This is a genomic window from Pseudomonas sp. HS6, assembly GCF_023375815.1.
Classification (GTDB): Bacteria; Pseudomonadota; Gammaproteobacteria; order Pseudomonadales; family Pseudomonadaceae; genus Aquipseudomonas.
In genome coordinates, this window is sequence record NZ_CP067412.1 from 6012360 (window position 1) to 6034203 (window position 21844).

At 60.6% G+C, this 21844-nt stretch carries 18 protein-coding genes; 9 read left to right on the plus strand and 9 right to left on the minus strand.

From position 1 onward, the window contains the following. The first annotated feature begins 83 nt into the window (after nt 1–83). Nucleotides 84–299, plus strand: coding sequence for a ribosome modulation factor (locus tag JJN09_RS27225; RefSeq protein ID WP_003223300.1), 216 nt, complete (start codon nt 84–86; stop codon nt 297–299). Between the two features lie 139 nt (nt 300–438). Here the strand turns inward: JJN09_RS27225 and JJN09_RS27230 are convergent, their stop codons facing one another. Continuing rightward, nucleotides 439–1458, minus strand: coding sequence for a quinone-dependent dihydroorotate dehydrogenase (locus JJN09_RS27230; protein ID WP_249484538.1), 1020 nt, complete (start codon nt 1456–1458; stop codon nt 439–441). 222 nt (nt 1459–1680) lie between these two features. Between JJN09_RS27230 and JJN09_RS27235 the strand changes: the two genes are divergently transcribed. The 8 genes from JJN09_RS27235 (at nt 1681) to cobA (ending at nt 13442) form a co-directional block, all read left to right on the plus strand. Beyond that, nucleotides 1681–2892: a CmpA/NrtA family ABC transporter substrate-binding protein gene (locus JJN09_RS27235; protein ID WP_249484539.1), complete on the plus strand. Its 1212-nt coding sequence runs from the start codon at nt 1681–1683 to the stop codon at nt 2890–2892. A 15-nt stretch (nt 2893–2907) separates the two neighbouring features. Continuing rightward, entirely contained in the window at nt 2908–3483 is a 576-nt protein-coding gene (locus JJN09_RS27240; protein ID WP_249484540.1) for an ANTAR domain-containing response regulator, read from the plus strand. Between the two features lie 498 nt (nt 3484–3981). Beyond that, entirely contained in the window at nt 3982–5193 is a 1212-nt protein-coding gene (locus JJN09_RS27245) for a NarK/NasA family nitrate transporter (protein ID WP_249484541.1), read from the plus strand. Nucleotides 5194–5200: 7 nt separating this feature from the next. Continuing rightward, on the plus strand, nt 5201–6871 hold the full coding sequence (locus tag JJN09_RS27250; protein WP_249484542.1) for a bifunctional protein-serine/threonine kinase/phosphatase: 1671 nt from the start codon (nt 5201–5203) through the stop codon (nt 6869–6871). A gap of 323 nt (nt 6872–7194) precedes the next feature. Continuing rightward, complete coding sequence (gene nirB / locus JJN09_RS27255; protein WP_249484543.1) at nt 7195–9648, plus strand: nitrite reductase large subunit NirB; 2454 nt, start codon at nt 7195–7197, stop codon at nt 9646–9648. Continuing rightward, a complete protein-coding gene (nirD, locus tag JJN09_RS27260) occupies nt 9645–9962 on the plus strand; it encodes a nitrite reductase small subunit NirD (RefSeq protein ID WP_007951992.1) in 318 nt (105 codons plus the stop codon). Before nirB ends, nirD begins: the two co-directional genes overlap by 4 nt. Beyond that, entirely contained in the window at nt 9962–12676 is a 2715-nt protein-coding gene (locus JJN09_RS27265; protein WP_249484544.1) for a nitrate reductase, read from the plus strand. The genes nirD and JJN09_RS27265 overlap by 1 nt, the downstream gene beginning before the upstream one ends. A gap of 13 nt (nt 12677–12689) precedes the next feature. Further along, on the plus strand, nt 12690–13442 hold the full coding sequence (gene cobA / locus JJN09_RS27270) for a uroporphyrinogen-III C-methyltransferase (protein ID WP_249484545.1): 753 nt from the start codon (nt 12690–12692) through the stop codon (nt 13440–13442). 75 nt (nt 13443–13517) lie between these two features. On the opposite strand, the gene JJN09_RS27275 is transcribed toward cobA, so the two are convergent. The 8 genes from JJN09_RS27275 to ppsA form a co-directional block, all read right to left on the minus strand. Further along, the gene (locus JJN09_RS27275; RefSeq protein ID WP_249484546.1) at nt 13518–14567 is read right to left on the minus strand and encodes an OmpA family protein; all 1050 of its coding nucleotides are present in this window, start codon (nt 14565–14567) and stop codon (nt 13518–13520) included. A gap of 107 nt (nt 14568–14674) precedes the next feature. Further along, nucleotides 14675–15265 carry an RNA polymerase sigma factor SigX gene (gene sigX, locus JJN09_RS27280; RefSeq protein ID WP_011333251.1) on the minus strand — a complete coding sequence of 197 codons (591 nt, stop codon included), beginning with the start codon at nt 15263–15265 and terminating at the stop codon, nt 14675–14677. 90 nt (nt 15266–15355) lie between these two features. Further along, a complete protein-coding gene (locus JJN09_RS27285; protein WP_065259736.1) occupies nt 15356–16180 on the minus strand; it encodes a mechanosensitive ion channel domain-containing protein in 825 nt (274 codons plus the stop codon). Between the two features lie 2 nt (nt 16181–16182). Further along, a complete protein-coding gene (locus JJN09_RS27290) occupies nt 16183–16431 on the minus strand; it encodes a CrfX protein (RefSeq protein WP_085700244.1) in 249 nt (82 codons plus the stop codon). 63 nt (nt 16432–16494) lie between these two features. Next, the gene (locus JJN09_RS27295) at nt 16495–17490 is read right to left on the minus strand and encodes a zinc transporter ZntB (RefSeq protein ID WP_085732397.1); all 996 of its coding nucleotides are present in this window, start codon (nt 17488–17490) and stop codon (nt 16495–16497) included. Nucleotides 17491–17515: 25 nt separating this feature from the next. After that, the gene (rraA, locus tag JJN09_RS27300; protein WP_249484547.1) at nt 17516–18007 is read right to left on the minus strand and encodes a ribonuclease E activity regulator RraA; all 492 of its coding nucleotides are present in this window, start codon (nt 18005–18007) and stop codon (nt 17516–17518) included. A 226-nt stretch (nt 18008–18233) separates the two neighbouring features. Next, the gene (locus JJN09_RS27305; RefSeq protein ID WP_249484548.1) at nt 18234–19223 is read right to left on the minus strand and encodes an alpha/beta fold hydrolase; all 990 of its coding nucleotides are present in this window, start codon (nt 19221–19223) and stop codon (nt 18234–18236) included. 93 nt (nt 19224–19316) lie between these two features. Further along, nucleotides 19317–21692: a phosphoenolpyruvate synthase gene (gene ppsA / locus JJN09_RS27310; RefSeq protein ID WP_249484549.1), complete on the minus strand. Its 2376-nt coding sequence runs from the start codon at nt 21690–21692 to the stop codon at nt 19317–19319. Nucleotides 21693–21844 lie beyond the last annotated feature (152 nt).

Genomic DNA, 21844 nt, shown 5'->3' on the forward strand with positions numbered 1-21844 from the left:
AGCCGCCAACGGCAGAGTTTTTCTGCCAGACCTCAATTGAGGTCGACGCGACAAAAACAGTCAACAAGTGAGGGAAACACCCTATGAGAAGACTTAAGCGTGATCCGTTGGAAAGAGCATTTTTGCGCGGATATCAATATGGCGTTGGTGGCAAATCCCGTGAGCTTTGCCCATTTACTCTACCGTCGGTACGTCAAGCCTGGATCAACGGCTGGCGAGAAGGACGCGGCGACAACTGGGACGGTATGACCGGCACTGCGGGAATCCACAGACTCAACGAACTTCACGCCGTCGGCTGACACAGGGCACTTATTCCGACACGACAATCTGATTTCGCAACACCCTGATCACCATGCACGTCCTTCCCGGACGGCGGGCTACGGCCCAGGGGCTCCTTCGAGGAGCCCTTTTTTATGCCTGCCTTTTTATATCTGCCGATCAGCGCTTGGCGGCGATCGCGTCCACGGATTCGCGGATCAGCGCCGGGCCCTTATAGATGAAGCCGGAATAGATCTGCACCAGGCTCGCGCCGGCAGCGATCTTCTCGGCGGCATGCTTGCCTTCGGTGATACCGCCCGCCGCGATGATCGGAAGTTTGCCGCCCAGCTCGGACGCCAGCACTTTCACAGTGTGAGTGCTCTTCTCACGCACCGGCGCACCGGACAGACCGCCCGCCTCGTCACCATGCTCCATGCCTTCGACACCCACGCGGCTGAGGGTGGTGTTGGTAGCGATCACCGCGTCCATCCCGGTTTCGATCAGCGCTTGCGCGACTTGCGCGGTTTCTTCGTCGGTCATGTCCGGCGCGATCTTGATCGCCAGCGGTACATGCTTGCCGTGGCGCAGGGCCAGTTCGGCGCGGCGCGTGGCCAGGTCTGCCAGCAATTGCTTGAGCGAGTCGCCGAATTGCAGGCTGCGCAGGCCCGGGGTGTTCGGCGAGCTGACGTTGACCGTGATGTAACTGGCGTGGGCGTAGACCTTGTCCAGGCAGATCAGGTAGTCATCGACCGCACGCTCGACCGGCGTGTCGAAGTTCTTGCCGATGTTGATCCCCAGCACGCCTTTGTATTTGGCCGCCGCCACCCGCGCCAGCAGGTTATCCACACCGAGGTTGTTGAACCCCATGCGGTTGATGATCGCCTCGGCTTCCGGCAGGCGGAAAATCCGTGGTTTCGGGTTGCCCGGCTGTGGACGCGGCGTCACGGTGCCGATTTCGACAAACCCGAAACCCAGCTGCGCGAAGCCATCAATGGCCGCACCGTTCTTGTCCAGACCGGCCGCCAGACCGACAGGGTTCGGGAAGTCCAGGCCCATGACGCTCACCGGCAGCGACGCCGGCGCCTTGCACAGCAAGCCGTTGAGGCCCAAACGCCCGCCCGCGCCGATCAGATCCAGCGACAGATCGTGGGAGGTTTCCGGGGAAAGTTTGAACAACAGCTGACGGGCCAGGGTGTACATGGGCGGCTATGACTCGGGCGGCGAAAAGAGGCGGCGATTATAGCCGGGCATCGCCCCGCCGCGCGAGGCGCACGGGTAAATCCGTGCGCATGGCATATGCCTTGCACCTTCCTCGGCATCAGCCCGCAGGCCAATGGTGGTGTGCAGGCAAGGACAACGGCGTCGTCTCTCGGTTTTGCGCGGGCAAAGCCTGGGACGACGTTTTTTTTGAGGGTGGCTTTCATGACTCAAACCTCCGCCGGGCCACTGGCCTGGGTCAACGGCAGCGATGCCCCGGAAAAAACCGCGATCAACCTCGGCTTCATGGCCCTGAGCGACTGTGCCTCTGTGGTGGTCGCCGCGACCCAGGGCTTTCCTCAGCCTTACGGCTTGACCCTGAACCTCAAGCGCCAGAGTTCCTGGGCCAACCTGCGCGACAATCTGGTCAGCGGCGAGCTCGACGCCGCCCATAGCCTCTACGGCCTGATCTACGCGGTGCACCTGGGCATCGGCGGCGTCGCGCCCACCGACATGGCGGTGTTGATGGGCCTGAATCAGAACGGTCAGAGCCTCAACCTGTCCCACGGTTTGCAGGGACTGGGCGTGACCGGTCCTGAATCGCTGCACCACCATGTGCACCAAACCCGCGCAAAACTCACCTTCGCCCAGACCTTCCCCACCGGCACCCACGCCATGTGGCTTTATTACTGGCTCGCAAGCCAGGGCATCCATCCATTGCAGGATGTCGACAGCGTGGTGGTGCCGCCGCCACAAATGGTCGCGCACCTGCAGGCCGGTCGCATCGACGGGTTCTGCGTCGGCGAGCCGTGGGCCGCCAGCGCGGTGCAGCAGAATCTCGGCTTCACCATGGCGACCAGCCAGACCATCTGGCCCGATCACCCGGAAAAAGTCCTCGGCTGCACTCGTGCCTTCGTCGAGCAATACCCCAACACTGCCCGGGCGTTGGTGATGGCGATTCTCGAAGCCAGCCGTTTCATCGAAGAAAGCCCGGAAAACCGCCGCAGCACCGCGCAGTTGTTGAGCGCAGCGGAATACCTCGACACCCCGGTGTCCTGCATAGAACCGCGCTTTCTCGGTGACTACGACGACGGGCTGGGCAATCGCTGGCAGGATCCGCACGCCCTGCGCTTTCACGGCGATGGCGCGGTGAATCTGCCGTACCTGTCGGACGGCATGTGGTTCATGACCCAATTCCGCCGCTGGGGTCTGCTGCGCGATGACCCGGACTACCTCGCCGTCGCCCGTCAGGTGCAGCAACTGGCGCTGTACCGCGACGCGGCCAGCGCTGTCGGTGTGCCGGTCGGCACCGAGGACATGCGCAGCAGCCAGTTGATCGACGGCAAGCTCTGGGACGGCAGCGACCCGGCCGCCTACGCGCAAAGCTTCAAGCTGCACGCGTTGAGCAACAACGTCCCTCTTCTCGCCCGTCGCTGACAGGAGACCGCGAACATGCTGCGCATTCTGCTGATCAACGACACCGCGAAAAAAGTCGGGCGCCTGAAAGCTGCACTGACCGAGACCGGATTCGAGGTCATCGACGAGTCCGGCCTGACCATCGACCTGCCCGCACGCGTCGAAACGGTGCGCCCGGACGTGATCCTGATCGATACTGAGTCACCGAGCCGCGATGTGATGGAACAAGTGGTGCTGGTCAGCCGCGACCAACCCCGGCCGATCGTGATGTTCACCGACGAGCATGACCCCGGCGTGATGCGTCAGGCGATCAAGTCCGGGGTCAGTGCCTACATCGTTGAGGGCATTCACGCACAACGCTTGCAGCCTATTCTCGACGTGGCCATGGCCCGCTTCGAAAGCGACCAGGCCTTGCGCGCCCAGCTACAAGCTCGCGATCAACAACTGGCCGAGCGCAAACGCATCGAACTGGCCAAAGGGCTACTGATGAAAATGAAGGACTGCAACGAAGAAGAGGCCTACACCCTGATGCGTCGCCAGGCGATGAGCCGTCAGCAGAAACTGATTCAGGTGGCGGAGCAGATCATTGCCATGAGCGAGTTGCTTGGCTGAGGTTCTGTGGTGCTTTAGCGGCGCAAAATCAAAAGCAACCCTCACCCTAGCCCTCTCCCGGAGGGAGAGGGGACCGACCGGGGGATGGCATAGCAATACGCCGACCTGAACGATCTCGAATGAATCCATAATCGCTTCGATCGTTCAGGTCGCTGAATAGGTTGGAACAACACGGTCGGTCCCCTCTCCCTCCGGGAGAGGGTTAGGGTGAGGGGCTTTTGACTTTGATCCTTTAGGCGTCAGCCTGCTCTGAAATGGCCGCACCTCGATTTCAGACTATTGGCACAAATCTCGCTAAGCAATCCCTACAGGTAACCAACGGCGGTTGCCCCACCCACGACAAAGACGTCGCTCACCTTCTTCGCCCCTTTCGGCGATCCGGGTAGCGGCGTTTTTGCGTTTTGGCCCCATTGACCGGGGCCGGTGGTGCGGCCGTGGCGGCGCCCCACTGTGCTGGTTCTGACTCCTTCTCGAGATTCTCTACCGCTGAGGTGCGCGATGAATAAAAGCTTCTGGAAATCCGGCCACACCCCGACCCTGTTCGCGGCCTTCCTGTATTTCGACCTGAGCTTCATGGTCTGGTACCTGCTCGGTCCGCTGGCCGTGCAGATCGCCGCCGACCTGCACCTGACCACCCAACAGCGCGGCCTCGTGGTGGCGACGCCGATCCTGGCCGGTGCCGTGTTGCGCTTTGCGATGGGCATGCTCGCCGATCGCCTGTCGCCGAAAACCGCCGGGCTGATCGGCCAGGTGATCGTGATCTGCGCGCTGTTCGGTGCCTGGAAACTCGGTATCCACAGCTACGAACAGGCCCTGCTGCTTGGCTTGTTCCTCGGCATGGCCGGGGCGTCGTTCGCCGTGGCGCTGCCGCTGGCCTCGCAGTGGTATCCGCCGGAGCATCAGGGCAAAGCGATGGGGATTGCCGGCGCCGGCAACTCTGGCACCGTGTTCGCCGCACTGATCGCCCCGGTGCTGGCCGCATCTTTCGGCTGGAGCAACGTGTTCGGATTCGCCCTGATTCCGCTGATCCTGACCCTGGTGCTGTTCGCCTGGCTGGCGAAAAACGCCCCGGAGCGGCCAAAAGCCAAGTCCATGGCCGATTACTTTAAAGCCCTGGGCGACCGCGACAGTTGGTGGTTCATGTTTTTCTACAGCGTCACCTTCGGCGGTTTCATCGGCCTGGCCAGCGCCCTGCCCGGCTACTTCAACGATCAATACGGTTTGAGCCCGGTCACCGCCGGTTACTACACCGCCGCCTGCGTGTTCGGCGGCAGCCTGATGCGCCCGCTGGGCGGTGCACTGGCCGACCGTTTCGGCGGGATTCGCACGCTGTTGGCGATGTACACGGTGGCCGCAGTTTGTATCGCAGCGGTCGGCTTCAACCTGCCGAGTTCCTACGCGGCGCTGGCACTTTTCGTCTGCACCATGCTCGGTCTCGGCGCGGGTAACGGCGCGGTGTTCCAACTCGTGCCGCAACGTTTCCGTCGCGAAATCGGCGTGATGACCGGGCTGATCGGCATGGCCGGCGGCATCGGCGGTTTTGCCTTGGCGGCCGGCATGGGCTCAATCAAACAGAGCACCGGCAGTTATCAACTGGCGCTGTGGTTGTTTGCCAGCCTTGGCGTATTGGCGTGGTTCGGCCTGCACGGCGTCAAACGTCGCTGGAGAACCACTTGGGGTTCGGCAGCCGTGACCGCTGCCCGGGTCTGAGACCCGAATGGCTCTGCAACTAAGCTTCGCCGAAGCCAGCGCCACCGGCCCACGCGCGGAGAATCAGGACGCCTTGCGCATGGTCACTCCGGCCCCGGCGCTGGCCGCCAGCAAAGGGTTTCTGTTCGCCATCGCCGACGGCGTCAGCCAGTGCGCCGATGGCGGTCTGGCCGCGCGTTCGACTTTGCAGGCGTTGGCGCTGGACTACTACGCCACCCCGCAGACCTGGAGCGTGGCCCAGGCACTGGATCGCTTGTTGCTCGCGCAAAACCGCTGGTTGCAGGCCAATGGCGGCGGCCAGCCGTTGCTCACCACCGTCAGCGCGCTGGTCCTGCGCGGCAGACGCTTCACGCTGGCGCATGTAGGGGATTGCCGGGTTTATCGCTGGCACGCCGAGACCTTACAGCGCATCACCGAGGATCACGTCTGGGAGCAATCGGGCATGCAGCATGTGCTCAAGCGTGCACTGGGACTGGATCAGCATCTGGTGCTGGATTTTCTCGACGGCGAGCTGCGTGAGGGCGAAAACTTCGTGCTGCTCAGCGACGGTGTCTGGGCAGCGCTTGGCGACACGGCTATCGCCGGGGTCCTGCGTGATCAACCGGATCTACACAGTGCGGCACAAACACTGGTCAACGCCGCACATCTGGCCGGCAGCCAGGACAACGCCAGCGCCCTGCTGGTGCGGGTGGATGCCGTGGGGGAAGCGAGCATCGGCGATGCGCTGATCCAGTTGCAGCAATGGCCCTTGCCCCCGACGCTGAAACCTGGCCAGACCTTCGAAGGCTGGCAAGTGCAAGGCATCATCGGTCAGAGCCAGCAATCGTTGCTGTATCGCGTCCTCGATGGCCAAGGTCAAGCGTGGCTGTTAAAGACCTTGCCCACACGGCTGGCGGACGATGCCCACGCCGGTCAGGCATTGCTGGCAGAGGAATGGTTTCTCAAACGTGTGGCCGGGCGACATTTCCCTGAAGTCCATAGCGCCAGTCAGCGTCAGCATTTGTATTACGTGATGCGTGAATATTCGGGGACAACCCTGGCGCAGCTGTTCGAGCGAGCCGGCCCGTTGCCCTTGGCTCAGTGGCAAGACACGGCCGAACGCCTGTTGCGGACCGTCGGCCTGCTGCATCGGCGGCAGATTCTGCACCGCGACATCAAGCCGGAGAACCTGCTGCTGGGGGACGACGGTGAGTTGCGTCTGCTGGATTTCGGCCTGGCTTATTGCCCCGGCCTGTCGCAGGACACACCGTCGACGCTACCGGGAACCCCAAGCTACATCGCCCCGGAATCCTTTCGGGGCGATGCGCCCGAGGCTCGTCAGGATCTGTATGCAGTGGGCGTGACCTTGTATTTCCTGCTCACCGGGCATTTTCCCTACGGAGAAATCGAAGCCTTCCAGCGTCCGCGTTTCGGGGTGCCGGTGAGTGCGGCGCGTTATCGGCCGGATCTGCCGGAATGGCTGGCGCAGTGTCTGGAACGTGGCGTCTCGGCCGATCCGCTGCAACGTTATGAAACCGCCGAGGAATGGCTGCTGACACTGGAACAGGGTGAGCGCCGCAGCCTGAATGTACGCCCTCGGCCCTTGCTCGAACGGGAGCCGCTGAAGGTCTGGCGAACATTGGCGTTGCTGGCGCTGCTGGGCAATCTGGTGCTGATGTTTCTGTTGTTTCATGGCTGACCCACAGGCACGAGACATCGCTCCATTAACGGGCGGACTGCTTCCATTCAGTGCAAAAACCACAATGATCACTTGACCAATTCCGGCACTCCTCCAATGAATTCGTGACTCGGCGCTACTTGGCACAACCACTGCATTAACGTTTTCAACTGACATAAAGCCCGACCTTCAACGACGAAGGCCAGGCTTCCCGAGAGAACGGGACAAGGACAAAGGCGTCCTCGCTAGGTAACTGGCGAGACGCCTTTTTTGTTTGCGCAAAATTTGTCGAGCAAGGCCTGACTGCCCACAAGAGGCAAGCCCGAAGCTCCCCGGAGAACCTGATGAAAAAACTCAAACTGGTGATGATCGGCAATGGCATGGCTGGGGTCCGTACCCTAGAAGAACTTCTCAAGCTGAGCAACGAGCTGTATGACATCACGGTCTTCGGCGCCGAACCGCACACCAACTACAACCGCATCCTGCTGTCACCGGTGCTGGCCGGCGAACAAACCTTCGAAGAGATCGTGCTCAACGACCTCGACTGGTATCTGCAAAACAACATCAAACTGCTGCTCAACCGCAAAGTGGTGGAGATCGACCGGGTCAGGCGCCGGGTGATCGCCGAGGACGGCACCGAGGCCGAATACGATCGCCTGCTGATCGCCACCGGCTCGACCCCGTTCATCCTGCCGATCCCCGGCAACACCTTGCAGGGTGTGATCGGTTACCGCGACATCGCCGACACCCAGGCGATGATCGACACCGCCAAAACCCACAAGCACGCCGTGGTGATCGGCGGCGGCCTGCTCGGCCTCGAAGCGGCCAACGGCCTGATGCTGCGCGGCATGCACGTCACCGTGGTGCACATCGGCGAATGGTTGCTGGAGCGGCAACTGGACAAGACCAGCGGCCAACTCCTGCAAACCGCCCTCGAATCCCGTGGCCTGCACTTTCGCCTGTGCGAACAGACCCAGGCCCTGCACGACGCCGGCAACGGTCGGGTGGGCTCGGTACAGTTCAAGAACGGCGACATCATTCCTGCCGATCTGGTGGTCATGGCCGCCGGCATTCGCCCCAATACCGAACTGGCAGAAAAGGCCGGCATCCCGTGCAATCGCGGGATCCTGGTCAACGACACCCTGCAAACCTACGACCCGCGTATCTATGCCATCGGCGAATGCGCCAGCCACCGTGGCATTGCCTACGGCCTGGTGGCGCCGCTGTTCGAACAGGCCAAGGTCTGCGCCAACCACTTGGCCCAACTGGGCTTCGCCCGCTATCAGGGTTCGGTGACTTCGACCAAATTGAAAGTCACCGGCATCGACCTGTTTTCCGCCGGTGATTTCATGGGCGGCGAAGGCACCGAGACCATCACCCTCTCCGACCCGATCGGCGGGGTGTACAAAAAACTGGTGATCAAGGATGACGTGCTGGTCGGCGCCTGTCTGTACGGCGACACGGCAGATGGCGGTTGGTATTTCCGGCAGATTCGTGAGAATCACGCCATCGGCGAGATCCGCGATCACTTGATGTTCGGAGAAAATGCACTCGGCGACGTAGGACATCAGGGCCAGGACAAAGCCATGAGCATGGCCGACAACGCCGAAGTCTGCGGCTGCAACGGCGTGTGCAAGGGCACCATCGTCAAGGCGATTCAGGAACACGGGCTGTTCAGCGTCGACGAAGTGAAGAAACACACCAAGGCTGCCAGTTCCTGCGGCTCCTGCGCCGGTCTGGTCGAGCAGATCCTGATCAACACCGTCGGCGGCGCGGCGGACGTCAAACCGAAAAGCGAAAAAGCCATCTGCGGTTGCAGCGACCTCAACCATGGACAGATTCGCCAAGCCATTCGCGAGCAGCACCTGCTGACCATTGCCGGCACCATGAGCTACCTCAACTGGCGCACCCCGAACGGCTGCGCCACTTGCCGCCCGGCCCTCAACTATTACCTGATTTCCACCTGGCCCGGCGAAGCCAAGGACGATCCACAGTCGCGCCTGATCAACGAACGGGCCCACGCCAACATTCAGAAGGACGGCACTTATTCGGTGGTGCCACGGATGTGGGGCGGCGTGACCAACCCGTCGGAACTGCGACGGATTGCCGACGTGGCGGACAAATACCAGGTACCGATGGTCAAGGTCACCGGCGGCCAGCGCATCGACTTGCTGGGGATCAAGAAACAGGACCTGCCGGGGGTCTGGAAAGACCTCGACATGCCGTCCGGCCACGCCTACGGCAAATCCATCCGCACCGTGAAAACCTGCGTCGGCAGCGAGTTTTGCCGATTCGGCACACAGAATTCGACCCAGCTGGGCATCGACCTCGAACATGACCTGTTCAACATGTGGTCGCCGCACAAAGTGAAGCTGGCGGTCTCCGGATGCCCACGCAACTGTTCGGAAGCGGGGATTAAAGACGTAGGAATCATCGGTGTTGATTCCGGTTGGGAGATGTACATCGGTGGCAATGGCGGGATCAAGACCGAAGTCGCCGAGTTCTTCGTCAAGCTCAAGAGCGCAGAGGAAGTCCGCGAATACAACGGCGCGTTCCTGCAGTTGTACCGCGAAGAAGCCTTCTACCTCGAACGCACCGTGCACTACCTGCAACGGGTCGGCATGGAGCACATCAAGAAAGCCGTGCTGGAAGATCCCGAGCGCCGCAAGGCCCTGAACGAGCGCCTGCAATTCTCCCTGTCGTTCGAACAGGACCCGTGGAAGGAACGCCTCGCTCAGCCGCAACTGAAGAAAGAATTCGACGTGATTCCCGTGAAAAATCTGGAGGTGCCGGCATGAACTGGCTCGATATCTGTGCCCTGGAAGAGATCAATGCCCTCGGCTCGCGGATCATCGCCGGGCCCAAAGGAGACATCGCGATCTTCCGCACAAGTGACGATGAGGTTTTCGCACTCGATGACCGCTGCCCGCACAAGGGCGGCCCGCTGTCCCAGGGCCTGATCTACGGTAAGCGCGTGGCCTGCCCACTGCACAACTGGCAGATCGACCTGCAATCTGGCGAAGCCCAAGCGCCGGACGTCGGTTGCGCCCATCATCACCCGGCCCGGGTCGAAAACGGCCGCGTACAACTGGCCCTGCGGGACGCCGTCTGATGAACCGCCAGACGACCGCCTCGACCTGCTGTTATTGCGGGGTCGGCTGCGGCGTGCTGATCGAGCATGACGGCGAGCGCATCCTCGGCGTCAGCGGCGATCCGGCGCACCCGGCCAACTTTGGCAAACTGTGCAGCAAAGGCTCGACCCTGCACTTGACCGGCGATTTGGCGGCGCGGGCGTTGTACCCGGAATTGCGCCTGGGCAAAAGCCTGGCGCGCAGCCGTTGCGACTGGGACACCGCGCTGGAGCACGCCGCCAATGTGTTCGCCGAAACCATCGCCGAACATGGCCCGGACAGCGTGGCGTTCTACATCTCCGGGCAGTTGCTGACCGAGGATTACTACGCCTTCAACAAACTGGCGCGGGCGCTGGTCGGCACCAATAACATCGACAGTAATTCGCGGCTGTGCATGTCTTCGGCAGTGGTCGGTTACAAGCGCAGCCTCGGTGCCGACGCACCACCGTGCAGCTATGAAGACCTGGAACTGAGCGATTGCGTGATGATCGTCGGCAGCAACATGGCCTACGCCCATCCGGTACTGTTTCGTCGCCTCGAAGAAGCCAAATCCCGCCGCCCGCAGATGAAAGTCATCGTTATCGATCCTCGGCGCACCGACACTTGCGACCTCGCCGACCTGCATCTGGCGATTCTGCCGGGCACCGATGTCGCGTTGTTCCATGGGATTTTGCATCTGCTGTTGTGGGAAGACTGGATCGACCGCGACTTCATCAAGGCGCACACCGAAGGCCTCGCCGAGCTGAAAAGCCTGGTGCGCGATTACACCCCAGCCATGGTTTCGCAGTTGTGCGGGATCAGCGTCGAGCAGTTGCAGCAGTGTGCGGAATGGGTTGGCACTGCCCCGAGTTTTCTGTCGCTGTGGTGCATGGGCCTGAACCAGTCCACCGCCGGCAGCGCGAAGAACAGCGCGCTGATCAATCTACACCTGGCCACTGGGCAAATCGGCCGGCCGGGTGCAGGACCTTTCTCCCTGACCGGTCAGCCGAACGCCATGGGCGGACGGGAAACCGGCAGCCTCTCGAATCTGTTGCCCGGTCATCGTGAGGCTGCCAATCCGGAACACCGCGCGGAAGTGGCGGCGTATTGGGGTGTGGAGCAGTTGCCGGAAAACACCGGACTCAGTGCCATCGAGCTGTTCGAGCAAGTGCGCAGCGGCAAGATCAAGGCGTTGTGGATTGCCTGCACCAACCCAGCGCAATCGATGCCGGATCAGAACGCCGTACGCGCGGCGCTGGAGGCTTGTCCGTTCGTAGTGTTGCAGGAGGCGTTTCGCACCACTGAAACCGCGGCGTTTGCCGATTTGCTGCTGCCGGCAGCCAGTTGGGGCGAGAAGGAAGGCTCGGTGACCAACTCCGAACGGCGGATTTCCCACGTCCGCAAAGCCATTGCCGCACCGGGTGAAGCGCGACCGGACTGGGCGATCACCGTAGATTTCGCACAACGCCTGGAGAAACGTCTGCGCCTGCAACAGCCAAGTCTGTTTGCGTTTGATCGCCCCGCGCAGTTGTTCGATGAATTCAAAGAACTGACCCGTGGCCGCGATCTGGACTTGTCCGGGATCAGTCATGAGTTGATCGATGAGATTGGCCCACAACAATGGCCATTTCCGGCGGGCGCCCGGCAAGGTACGCCACGGCTGTACTGCAACGGCATATTTCCTACGGCCACTGGTCGCGCCCAGTTCGTTGCCGATCCCTACCGCGCTGCAAAAGAGCAACGCGACGCGCGTTTTCCACTGACCCTGATCACCGGCCGCCTGCGCGATCAATGGCACGGTATGAGCCGCACCGGTACGGCGGCGCAGTTGTTTGGGCATGTCAGCGAAGCTGTGCTGAGCCTGCATCCGGACGAATTGCGTCGGCACCGTTTGCAGCCGGGAGATCTGGTGAATCTGAAGAGCCGTCGGGGCGCGGTGATCATGGCGGTCGCCAGCGATGACAGCGTGCGTCCGGGCCAGGCGTTCCTGCCAATGCACTGGGGCGATCGTTTCCTCAAGGGTGGCGTGAACAGCCTGACGCTGCCCGCCTTCGATCCTTTGTCGAAACAGCCGGAACTCAAGCACAGCGGGGTACGCCTGGAACCGGTGAATCTGCCCTGGCAATTATTCGCACTGATCGAGGGCAATGTTCAACGGCACTTTGAGGCGCTTCGACCGCTGTGTGAGGCGTTTTCCTACGTCAGCCTCAGCCTTGTCGGTCGCGAACGTCCGGCGCTGCTGATACGCGCTGCCAGCGCCGCCGCACCCGATCCGCAACTGCTGCGTGAAATCGACCAGTGCCTGGCCCTGATCGACGGCCCGGTACTGGCCTATGACGATCCGCGCCGGGCCATTGGCAAACGGGTACGCATCGAGAACGGGCGAATCACGGCCATCCGTCTCGCCGGCGAAACCCTCGCCCAGCATTGGCTGCAAGGCTTGTGGCTGGAGGGCCGGGCAGACGAACAACTGCGGCGCTGGCTGCTGGCACCGATGAGCGCGCCGCCGGGTCATGCCGGTGTGCAGAGCGTTGCCGACAAGACGTTGTGCAATTGCAAAAACGTCAGCCACAGCGCGGTCTGTGCCGGCATTCGAGAAGGTCTGGATTTGCAGGGTTTGAAAAACACACTGGGCTGCGGCACGCAATGTGGCTCCTGCGTCCCGGAAATCAAGCGTTTGCTGGCCGCCGAAGTGCGGCCGGTCGCCGTCATCTGAAGAGGAAAACACCATGAACGCAAAAGTCTGGCTGGTGGGCGCGGGTCCCGGCGACCCTGAATTGCTGACGCTCAAAGCCGTGCGTGCCTTGCGCGAAGCGGATGTGGTGCTGATCGACGACCTGGTCAACGACGCCGTGCTGGAGCACTGCCCGGCCGCACGGATCATTTCGGTCGGCAAACGCGGCGGCTGTCGCTCGACGCCACAGGCATTCATCCATCGGCTAATGCTGCGTTATGCGCGCCAGGGCAAATGCGTGGTTCGGCTCAAGGGCGGCGATCCCTGCATCTTCGGCCGTGGCGGCGAGGAAGCGCAGTGGCTGCGTGAGCACGGGGTTGAAGTGGATCTGGTCAATGGCATCACCGCCGGGCTGGCCGGGGCGACGCAGTGCGATATTCCGCTGACTTTGCGCGGCGTGGCACGGGGTGTGACGCTGGTCACTGCGCACACTCAGGATGACAGCCCATTGAACTGGCAGGCTCTGGCGCAAAGCGGCACGACGCTGGTGATCTACATGGGGGTGGCCAAGCTCAGCGAGATTCGTGAGCAATTGCTCGCAGGCGGGATGGCAATGGATACGCCGGTGGCCATGATCGAGAACGCATCCCTGCCACAACAACGGGAATGCCGGAGCAATCTGACGGGGATGGAGGAAGACGCCTGCAGGTTTGAGCTCAAGAGCCCTGCCATTCTGGTGATTGGTGCGGTGGCAGCTTCTGCGGCCCGATCCGATTTGCTGGCCTGGCCAGCTGATCAGTCAGCCTGATCATCTGCTTTTCACCAAATCGCAGACAAAGAAAAGCCCGGCATAAACCGGGCTTTCCTCAAAGCGGCGAGCTAATTACTTAGCTTGAGCTTCAACCTGCGCTTCTACGCGACGGTTAACAGCACGACCAGCTTCGGTTTTGTTGTCAGCAACTGGGCGGGATTCGCCGTAGCCAACCGAACCAACGCGGGACGATTCAACACCGTACTGGTTAACCAGAACTTGTTTAACGGCGTTTGCACGACGCTCGGACAGTTTCTGGTTGTAAGCGTCAGGACCGACGTTGTCAGTGTGACCTTCAACAGTGGTGCGAGTCGATGGGTACTGCTTCATGAAGTCAGCCAGGTTTTTGATATCGCCGTAGCTGTTTGGCTTGACGACCGACTTGTCGAAGTCGAATTTCACGTCCAGCTCAACACGAACAACTTCAGCAACTGCCGGGCAGCCATCAGCGTCAACAGTTACGTTGGCTGGGGTGTCTGGGCACTTGTCAACGTTGTCGCAAACGCCATCGTTGTCGCTGTCGGAGCAGACTTCAGCTGGTGCTGGAACTGGAGCAGCAGCAGGCTTGTTGCCGCCACCGAAGTTCACACCCAGACCGATTACTGGAGCGTAGTTCCAGCGACCGTTGTCCAGTTTGTAGTCAGCGTCTACACCAGCACGGGCGTAGAAGTTTTCAAGGAAGTAGTACTTAACGCCAGCGCCAGCAGTCAGGTAGGTCGACTGATCGCGACCGGTGTGACCGTCATCAGCTACGTTGGTCAGGCTGCCGTGCTTCACGCCACCAGAAACGTAAGGACGCAGAGCGTCGCCAGCGTTGTTGAAGTGGTACTGAGCGTTCAGACCGAAGTTGTCGCCGTGCAGTTTCTGGCTGCCGGTGCCGTCGTTCGAACGGGTGTGGTTGTTCTTGTCGTAGGTCAAGTTCAACGATACGTCGTCGGTCAAGAAGTAACCGATAGAGGCGCCTGGGTTGAAGCCGTCTTCGACATGGTTAACGCTGTCGTTGTACTGCTTCTTGTAGAACAGTTCGCCTTCAACTGCGCCTTGGCCTTGTGCCAGTGCGCCGAACGAAGTAGCGGCAATCAAAGAACCAATGGCCAAGCCCAAGGTGTTTTTCAGTTTCATCCGTTAAATCCCCATCTGGTGATTGTGAAGCAGTCCCGCAAACCGGGGGACAACTCGGCGGCAAGTCTATCAGAACTTGCCTACACGTAAGAGATATTTGCGCTGAACTAAGTTTCAGCAATGCCTGCAAATTTCTCACGCAATTTATCTAGAGCACGTTTATACCGCATTTTTGTAGCACTCAAACCCATGTGCATGATGTCTGCGATCTCCTGAAATTCCAGCTCTGCGACAAATCGAAGCACCAGAATTTCACGGTCAATCGGGTTCACATACACCAGCCAGCGATCAAGTCCACCCTTCTCCTCGGGTTTGGGCGCCTTTTCTTCGGACGCTTCCTCAAGGGGGTCAAGACTCAATGCGTCCATCAAGCGACGCTTTCGCCGTTCCTTCCGATACTGCGTGATGCATTCGTTGTAAGTGATGCTATATAGCCATGTCTTGAACTTCGATTTCCCCTCGAAGTTCTTCAGGCCGTACAGCACCTTCAACATCACTTCCTGACAGACATCGTCTGCGTCGCGATCGTTCCCAAGATACCGCGCACAAACGTTAAATAATGTTCGCTGGTAACGCCGCATCAGTTCTTCATAGGCGCGCGTCACGTGAAACAGCTCGGTATGCGAGCGCGCGACCAACTCCTCATCAGAGAGCTCGCGGGGGTCGTAGCGCGTGGATAGCGTTTGGGCTTTATTCAAAACAAGTCGTGCCGACAGTCAGGTCAATGTCCACCGCAGCCAGCGTCAGCTGGCATTTTGCGGCGGCATACATTAGCAGGGTTTGCCGGGTTAGCGGCTACTCACATGCTGTTCCAGCAGGATCCGATTGGAGAGTGAGACTAGCTCACCCTCATCGGTCAGCAATGTGGTTTTAACCGTGCCGATCTCTTCGATCTGGCCTTCGACCTCGCCAACACGCACTTGTTGCCCAACCTGATACAACTCACGCACATAGATTCCCGCAAGAATCTGACCGGCAATTTCCCGGCTTCCCAAGCCCATGGCCAGCGCAACCGCCAGACCAACGGTAATCAATACGATGACGATCACATGGTTCAGCAGGTCGGTCTTGACCTCGAGCTGACTGATCGCGACCGAGATACTGATGATGATCACCAGGCCCTGAGCAATTCGCCCAAGCCCTGAAGCGTAGTCCAGACCTACGCCTTCTGCCGCACCGCGCACCAGACCGTTCGCCAGTTGCGCCAGCAATACGCCCACCAGCAGCACCAGCGCGGCGCCGAAAACTTTCGGCACATACAACGCCAGCATGTCCAGCGTAGCTGAAACCCGCTCAAGGCCAAGGGATTCTGCTGCAGAAACCAGGAAGATCAGCAGAACGAACCAATAGACGATTTTTCCGATCAGGGTCGAGATCGGCACTTGCAGTCCCGCACGGGACATCAATTTGGTCAGGCCGGTGCCGCCCATCAAGCGATCCAGACCGAGTTTGGCCAGCAGTTTGGACAGCAGCGTGTCCAGCAACTTGGCCACCACGAAGCCCAACAGCAGCACCACCAGTGCGCCGAACAGGTTCGGGATGAAATTAGCGACTTTGGTCCACAACGCAGTCATTGCCGTGACGAGGCTCTGAGTCCAGAGATCAAGTTCCATATTCAATCAGCCTTATCAGCAGTGCGAGCAGTAGGTTTACGGAGACGGGAAACGGGCGCGACATGAGCCGAGCCGTTGTTCAGGGCGATCATCAGCGCGGGCAGCCAACGGCCCAGCAGGCTGAACAGATCGCCGGCGCCGACCTGGCGGTTGGCGGTTTTGAGTACGCGACCCAGGCAGGCGTCGTCGTCGCGGCCGGACGGCGAGGCGTTGAGCATGTCGCGCAAAGACTGTTCAAACGGATCGTGCATACGCACCTCTCGTGATGTCTGTGAAAGACGCGGGCAAATTTGGTCGGGTCACATGGCGCATCGTCATACCCAGCGCAAACGGCGGAACAACCACCATTGTCCGAGTGCAACCGAGACCATCAGCAGGCACGCCACAAGGAATCCGTAGGGGCTCCCGGAAAGCGGAATTCCGCCGACATTGATCCCCAACAGGCCGGTGAGAAAACTCATCGGCAAAAAGATCCCGGTGATGATCCCGAAGCGGTACATGGTGCGATTCATGCGCACGCTCAAACGCCGGTCTTCGGTGTCCAGCACAAGCCCCACGCGCTCTCGGGTCAATTCGAGCTCTTCGAGATAGCGGGTCAGGCTGTTGTTCAATTCGTTCCAGTAGTCGGCGTCGTCATCGACGAACCAGGGCAGTTTTATCCGCGTCAGCTGTCCGAAAATATCCCGCTGCGGCGCAAGAAAACGCTTCAGTCCGGCCGCCCGGCGACGGATGTGCAAAATGGCACCGTGCTCGGGAGTATACCGTTCGTCGGCATCCAGTTTTTCTTCCTCTTCATCGACCACTTCCGAGAGGCAAGTGACCAGATCCTGCACCTTGTTGGTGAGGTATTGGGCGAGATAGAGAATGAGTTCGGACGAGGTTTTCGGGCCTTTGCCCTCCCCCAGCATCGCCAACAGTTCATCGGTGGCGCGCAATGGGCGCAAACGCAGGGAAATCACACGCTGGGCCGAAGCGAAAATGCGTACCGACACCATGTCTTCCGGCTCGGCACCCGGATTGAGGTTGACTCCGCGCAAAAACAGCAGCAATTCGGAATCGGGCAGCGGCAACAGCCGCGGGCGGGTGTTCTCTTCCAGCAGCAGGTCGCAGGTGAATTCGTTGAGGCCACTGGATTTGCGCAGCCAGGTCTGGGTCTGCGGGTGACTGCGATCCCAGTGCAGCCACAGGCTTTCGTGTGCCTGCAGCTGCAAACTGTCGAGATCAGTCCGGGCTATCGAACGCGCACCGCCTTTACCGTCCAGCACCAGGGCATGCACCAGCCCCCATTGCGCGTTTTCTTCCTCGAACATCCTCACCCCAGTGCTTACCGCGATTTTATTCAGGCATCTGCAGCGGGCTCGGCGAGATGATCACGCCGTTGTTGTCCGCATAGATGTATTGGCCCGGATGAAACGTGACACCCGCGAACGTCACCGGCACGTTGAGGTCGCCGAGACCGCGCTTGTCAGTCTTCTTCGGATGGCTGGCCAGCGCCTGGACACCGAGATCGGTCTGGGCGATGACATCCACATCACGGATGCAGCCGTAGATTACCAGCCCTTCCCAACCGTTTTTCGCGGCTTTCTCGGCGATCATGTCGCCCAGGAGTGCGCAGCGCAGGGAGCCACCACCATCGACCACCAGCACCTTGCCGTTGCCCTTGAGTTCGGCTTGTTCCTTGACCAGCGAGTTGTCTTCGAAGCATTTGATGGTCACGATTTCGCCGCCGAAGGAATCACGGCCGCCGAAATTGCTGAACATCGGTTCCAGCACCTGCACCAGCTCCGGATAGGCGTCGCACAGGTCAGGCGTAAGGTAATGGTTCATCGAAAAACTCCTGTAACAAGGAAGACGATCAAGGATGTCGCACTCTTTTGAAACGAGTCCCGGCGGTCGCTGTTTACCTTAGTCCATGCAATGGTCGCTGACCGAACCTGAACAAAGGCTGAAACGTAATAGCGAAACAGTCACTAAATATGACCAGAACCGTCCAATGCGTCATATCTTAGCCGCAAGCCGACTTGAACGAAATGCCCTTTTCAGCGTGTTCCGATCACACAGCCGCTGCCAGATCGGGCTTTTCGCCCAGCAACGGCGTGTGCTGATCCGCCAGCCAGCGCGCAACCAGTGGCCAGACTTCAGCCTGGGCGGCCTTGCTCACCAACATCTCGACATGGCCGAAATTGTCGTTGAAACCCTGCTCATGCCCCAGATTGATGAATTGCTTGTGCTCGGAACCGATCTGATCGAACAGTTTGCGACAGGCCCACGCCGGATCCTGATGATCGCCAGCCGCCGTCACCGCCAAAACAGGCACCTGAACATCAGCGAGCCCCGCCCACCAATCCTTGTCCTTGTCGCCAAAACGCCCGAACAGGCCATACCAGCGCATGCTTTCCAGGGCCAGGCCGATCGGCTCGTCTTCCGGGCCACGCTTGAGCCGCGAGCCGGACAACTGGGCGAATCGCTTGAGAATGAAGCGCCCGCTCCACTCCACTGGTGGAATTTTCAGCGGCCAGTACGTGCGGCTGACCTGCGTGCCGAAAAACGCCGCCGACGCCACGGCCGGTTCACCCAGATACTCGCCGCCCAGCGCTGCCGCGAGGGTGATGCCACCCAGCGAATGGCCGATCCAGTGCGGTACCTGCCCGCTCTGCTCACGCACGAACGCGGCGATGGCCGGCAGATCGTAACGGGCGTAGTCGGCGACGCGGTTGCGGCGATAGTCCTCGTTACGCTGGGACAGGCCGTGACCGCGCATTTCCGGAATCCACACATCGAACCCCAGGCGCGTCAGGTAAGCGCCCAGCCCCAGCCCTTTCGGGGAGAACCAGAAACGCCGATTGGAAAAGCTGCCATGCAGCAAAATTACCGGTACGCCGCGTGTCGCCGGTTCATCGGCCATGCCGAGACGGGTCACCGCGATTTCCACGGACCAATCAGGGCTGTTGCCCGGTTTCAAGCGGTATACGTCTTCGCTCAGATCACCGCGTCGTTCGGCGCTGATCAGGGCGACAGGAAATAGGTCACTGCTGCTTTGCATAATGCTCTTGCACAAAAAAGGGCGGCATCCGGAGAGCTCGCCCTACTTGAATCCTAAAGAGGCCGGTCAGGGACCGACCTCTTCACTCACCGATCAGGCCTGCGCCTGACCCTCAGCCAGGAAGAACCAGGTTTCCAGTACGGAATCCGGGTTCAACGAAACGCTTTCGATGCCTTGTTCCATCAGCCACTTGGCGAGGTCCGGGTGGTCCGAAGGACCCTGACCGCAGATGCCGATGTACTTGCCGGCCTTGTTGCACGCGGCAATCGCGTTGGCCAGCAGCTTCTTGACCGCCGGATTACGCTCGTCGAACAGGTGCGCGATGATCCCGGAATCACGGTCCAGACCCAGTGTCAGTTGAGTCAGGTCGTTGGAACCGATCGAGAAACCGTCGAAGAACTCAAGGAACTCTTCGGCCAGGATCGCGTTGGACGGCAGTTCGCACATCATGATCACGCGCAGGCCGTTGTCGCCACGGGCCAGGCCGTTTTCGGCGAGCAGGTCCACAACCTGGCTGGCTTCGCCCAGGGTACGCACGAACGGCACCATGATTTCGACGTTGGTCAGGCCCATCTCGTTGCGCACGCGTTTCAGCGCGCGGCACTCGAGTTCGAAGCAGTCACGGAAGGATTCGCTGATGTAACGCGAAGCGCCACGGAAGCCCAGCATCGGGTTTTCTTCTTCCGGCTCGTACAGTTTGCCGCCGATCAGGTTGGCGTATTCGTTGGACTTGAAGTCCGACAGACGCACGATGACCTTCTTCGGTGCGAACGCAGCAGCGAGGGTGCTGATGCCTTCAACCAGTTTTTCGACATAGAAGCCGACCGGATCGTCGTAGCCGGCGATGCGCTTGTCGACGCTGTCCTTGATTTCCTGTGGCAGGCCGTCGTAGTTCAACAGCGCTTTCGGGTGGACGCCGATCATGCGGTTGATGATGAATTCCAGACGGGCCAGGCCGACACCGGCGTTCGGCAGTTGCGCGAAGTCGAAGGCGCGGTCCGGGTTACCGACGTTCATCATGATCTTGAACGGCAGCTCCGGCATGGCGTCCACGGAGTTCTTCTTGATATCGAAGCCCAGTTCACCTTCGAAGATGTAACCGGTGTCGCCTTCGGCGCAGGACACGGTCACACCCTGGCCATCCTTCAACAGCTGGGTGGCGTTACCGCAACCGACGACGGCCGGAATCCCCAGCTCACGGGCGATGATCGCCGCGTGGCAGGTACGGCCGCCACGGTTGGTGACGATGGCGCTGGCGCGCTTCATGACCGGTTCCCAGTCCGGGTCGGTCATGTCGGAGACCAGCACGTCGCCCGGCTGGACCTTGTCCATTTCGGACACGTCTTTGATGATCCGCACCTTGCCGGCGCCGATGCGCTGGCCGATGGCGCGACCTTCCACCAGCACGGTGCCGGTTTCTTTCAGCAGGTAACGTTCCATGACGTTGGCCTGGGTGCGGCTCTTCACGGTTTCCGGACGGGCCTGCACGATGTACAGCTTGCCGTCGTCACCGTCCTTGGCCCACTCGATGTCCATCGGGCAGCCGTAGTGCTTCTCGATGATCATCGCCTGCTTGGCCAGCTCGCTGACTTCAGCGTCGGTCAGGCAGAAACGCGCACGTTCGGCCTTGTCGACATCAACGGTTTTCACGGAACGACCGGCCTTGGCCTCGTCGCCGTAGATCATCTTGATGGCCTTGCTGCCCAGGTTGCGGCGCAGGATTGCCGGGCGACCGGCTTCCAGCGTGCCCTTGTGGACGTAGAATTCGTCCGGATTCACCGCGCCTTGTACGACGGTTTCGCCCAGGCCGTAGGCGCCGGTGATGAACACCACGTCACGGAAGCCGGATTCGGTATCGAGGGTGAACATCACGCCGGCGGTGCCGGTTTCCGAACGCACCATGCGCTGCACGCCAGCCGACAGGGCGACCAGTTTGTGGTCGAAGCCCTGGTGCACGCGGTAGGAGATGGCACGGTCGTTGAACAGGGAAGCGAACACTTCCTTGGCCGCGCGGATGACGTTTTCCACGCCACGGATGTTCAGGAAGGTTTCCTGCTGACCGGCGAACGAAGCGTCCGGCAAGTCTTCGGCGGTGGCGGAGGAACGTACGGCCACGGCCACGTCAGGATTGCCGGCCGACAGCGCGGCGAACGCGGTGCGGATCTCGGCATTCAGTTTTTCAGGGAATTCGGCTTCCATGATCCATTGACGGATCTGGGCGCCGGTCTTGGCCAGGGCATTGACGTCATCGACGTCCAGGGCGTCGAGCGCGTCGTGGATCTGTTGGTTCAGACCGCTGAGCTCAAGAAAGTCGCGATAGGCCTGCGCCGTGGTGGCGAAGCCGCCGGGGACCGAAACACCGGCACCGGCCAGGTTACTGATCATCTCGCCCAGGGATGCGTTCTTGCCCCCCACATGCTCAACATCGTGTTTGCCGAGCTTATCGAGGGAAACTACGTACTCTACCAAGGTGATCTCTCCACTAACTGTGTTGGAAAAGCTCAGAAACCGGCGGCTCGGGGGAGCGTTGGCCGGCTGTATGGCCTGGACCTGGAAAATAAGTGAGAATGCGGGCCAATGGCGGCCGGCAAATCGCGCCTATCATATCCAGAAATACTCAT

Excerpts from the sequence above, each read along its gene's own strand:
- JJN09_RS27240 (WP_249484540.1), top strand. The coding sequence starts at position 2,908 with ATGCTGCGCATTCTGCTGATCAACGACACCGCGAAAAAAGTCGGGCGC.
- JJN09_RS27295 (WP_085732397.1), bottom strand. The coding sequence starts at position 17,490 with ATGTTCGAGGAAGAAAACGCGCAATGGGGGCTGGTGCATGCCCTGGTG.
- JJN09_RS27265 (WP_249484544.1), top strand. The coding sequence starts at position 9,962 with ATGAACCGCCAGACGACCGCCTCGACCTGCTGTTATTGCGGGGTCGGC.
- rraA (WP_249484547.1), bottom strand. The coding sequence starts at position 18,007 with ATGAACCATTACCTTACGCCTGACCTGTGCGACGCCTATCCGGAGCTG.
- nirB (WP_249484543.1), top strand. The coding sequence starts at position 7,195 with ATGAAAAAACTCAAACTGGTGATGATCGGCAATGGCATGGCTGGGGTC.
- JJN09_RS27230 (WP_249484538.1), bottom strand. The coding sequence starts at position 1,458 with ATGTACACCCTGGCCCGTCAGCTGTTGTTCAAACTTTCCCCGGAAACC.
- cobA (WP_249484545.1), top strand. The coding sequence starts at position 12,690 with ATGAACGCAAAAGTCTGGCTGGTGGGCGCGGGTCCCGGCGACCCTGAA.
- JJN09_RS27305 (WP_249484548.1), bottom strand. The coding sequence starts at position 19,223 with ATGCAAAGCAGCAGTGACCTATTTCCTGTCGCCCTGATCAGCGCCGAA.
- JJN09_RS27245 (WP_249484541.1), top strand. The coding sequence starts at position 3,982 with ATGAATAAAAGCTTCTGGAAATCCGGCCACACCCCGACCCTGTTCGCG.
- JJN09_RS27275 (WP_249484546.1), bottom strand. The coding sequence starts at position 14,567 with ATGAAACTGAAAAACACCTTGGGCTTGGCCATTGGTTCTTTGATTGCC.
- nirD (WP_007951992.1), top strand. The coding sequence starts at position 9,645 with ATGAACTGGCTCGATATCTGTGCCCTGGAAGAGATCAATGCCCTCGGC.
- JJN09_RS27290 (WP_085700244.1), bottom strand. The coding sequence starts at position 16,431 with ATGCACGATCCGTTTGAACAGTCTTTGCGCGACATGCTCAACGCCTCG.
- JJN09_RS27235 (WP_249484539.1), top strand. The coding sequence starts at position 1,681 with ATGACTCAAACCTCCGCCGGGCCACTGGCCTGGGTCAACGGCAGCGAT.
- JJN09_RS27250 (WP_249484542.1), top strand. The coding sequence starts at position 5,201 with ATGGCTCTGCAACTAAGCTTCGCCGAAGCCAGCGCCACCGGCCCACGC.
- JJN09_RS27285 (WP_065259736.1), bottom strand. The coding sequence starts at position 16,180 with ATGGAACTTGATCTCTGGACTCAGAGCCTCGTCACGGCAATGACTGCG.
- JJN09_RS27225 (WP_003223300.1), top strand. The coding sequence starts at position 84 with ATGAGAAGACTTAAGCGTGATCCGTTGGAAAGAGCATTTTTGCGCGGA.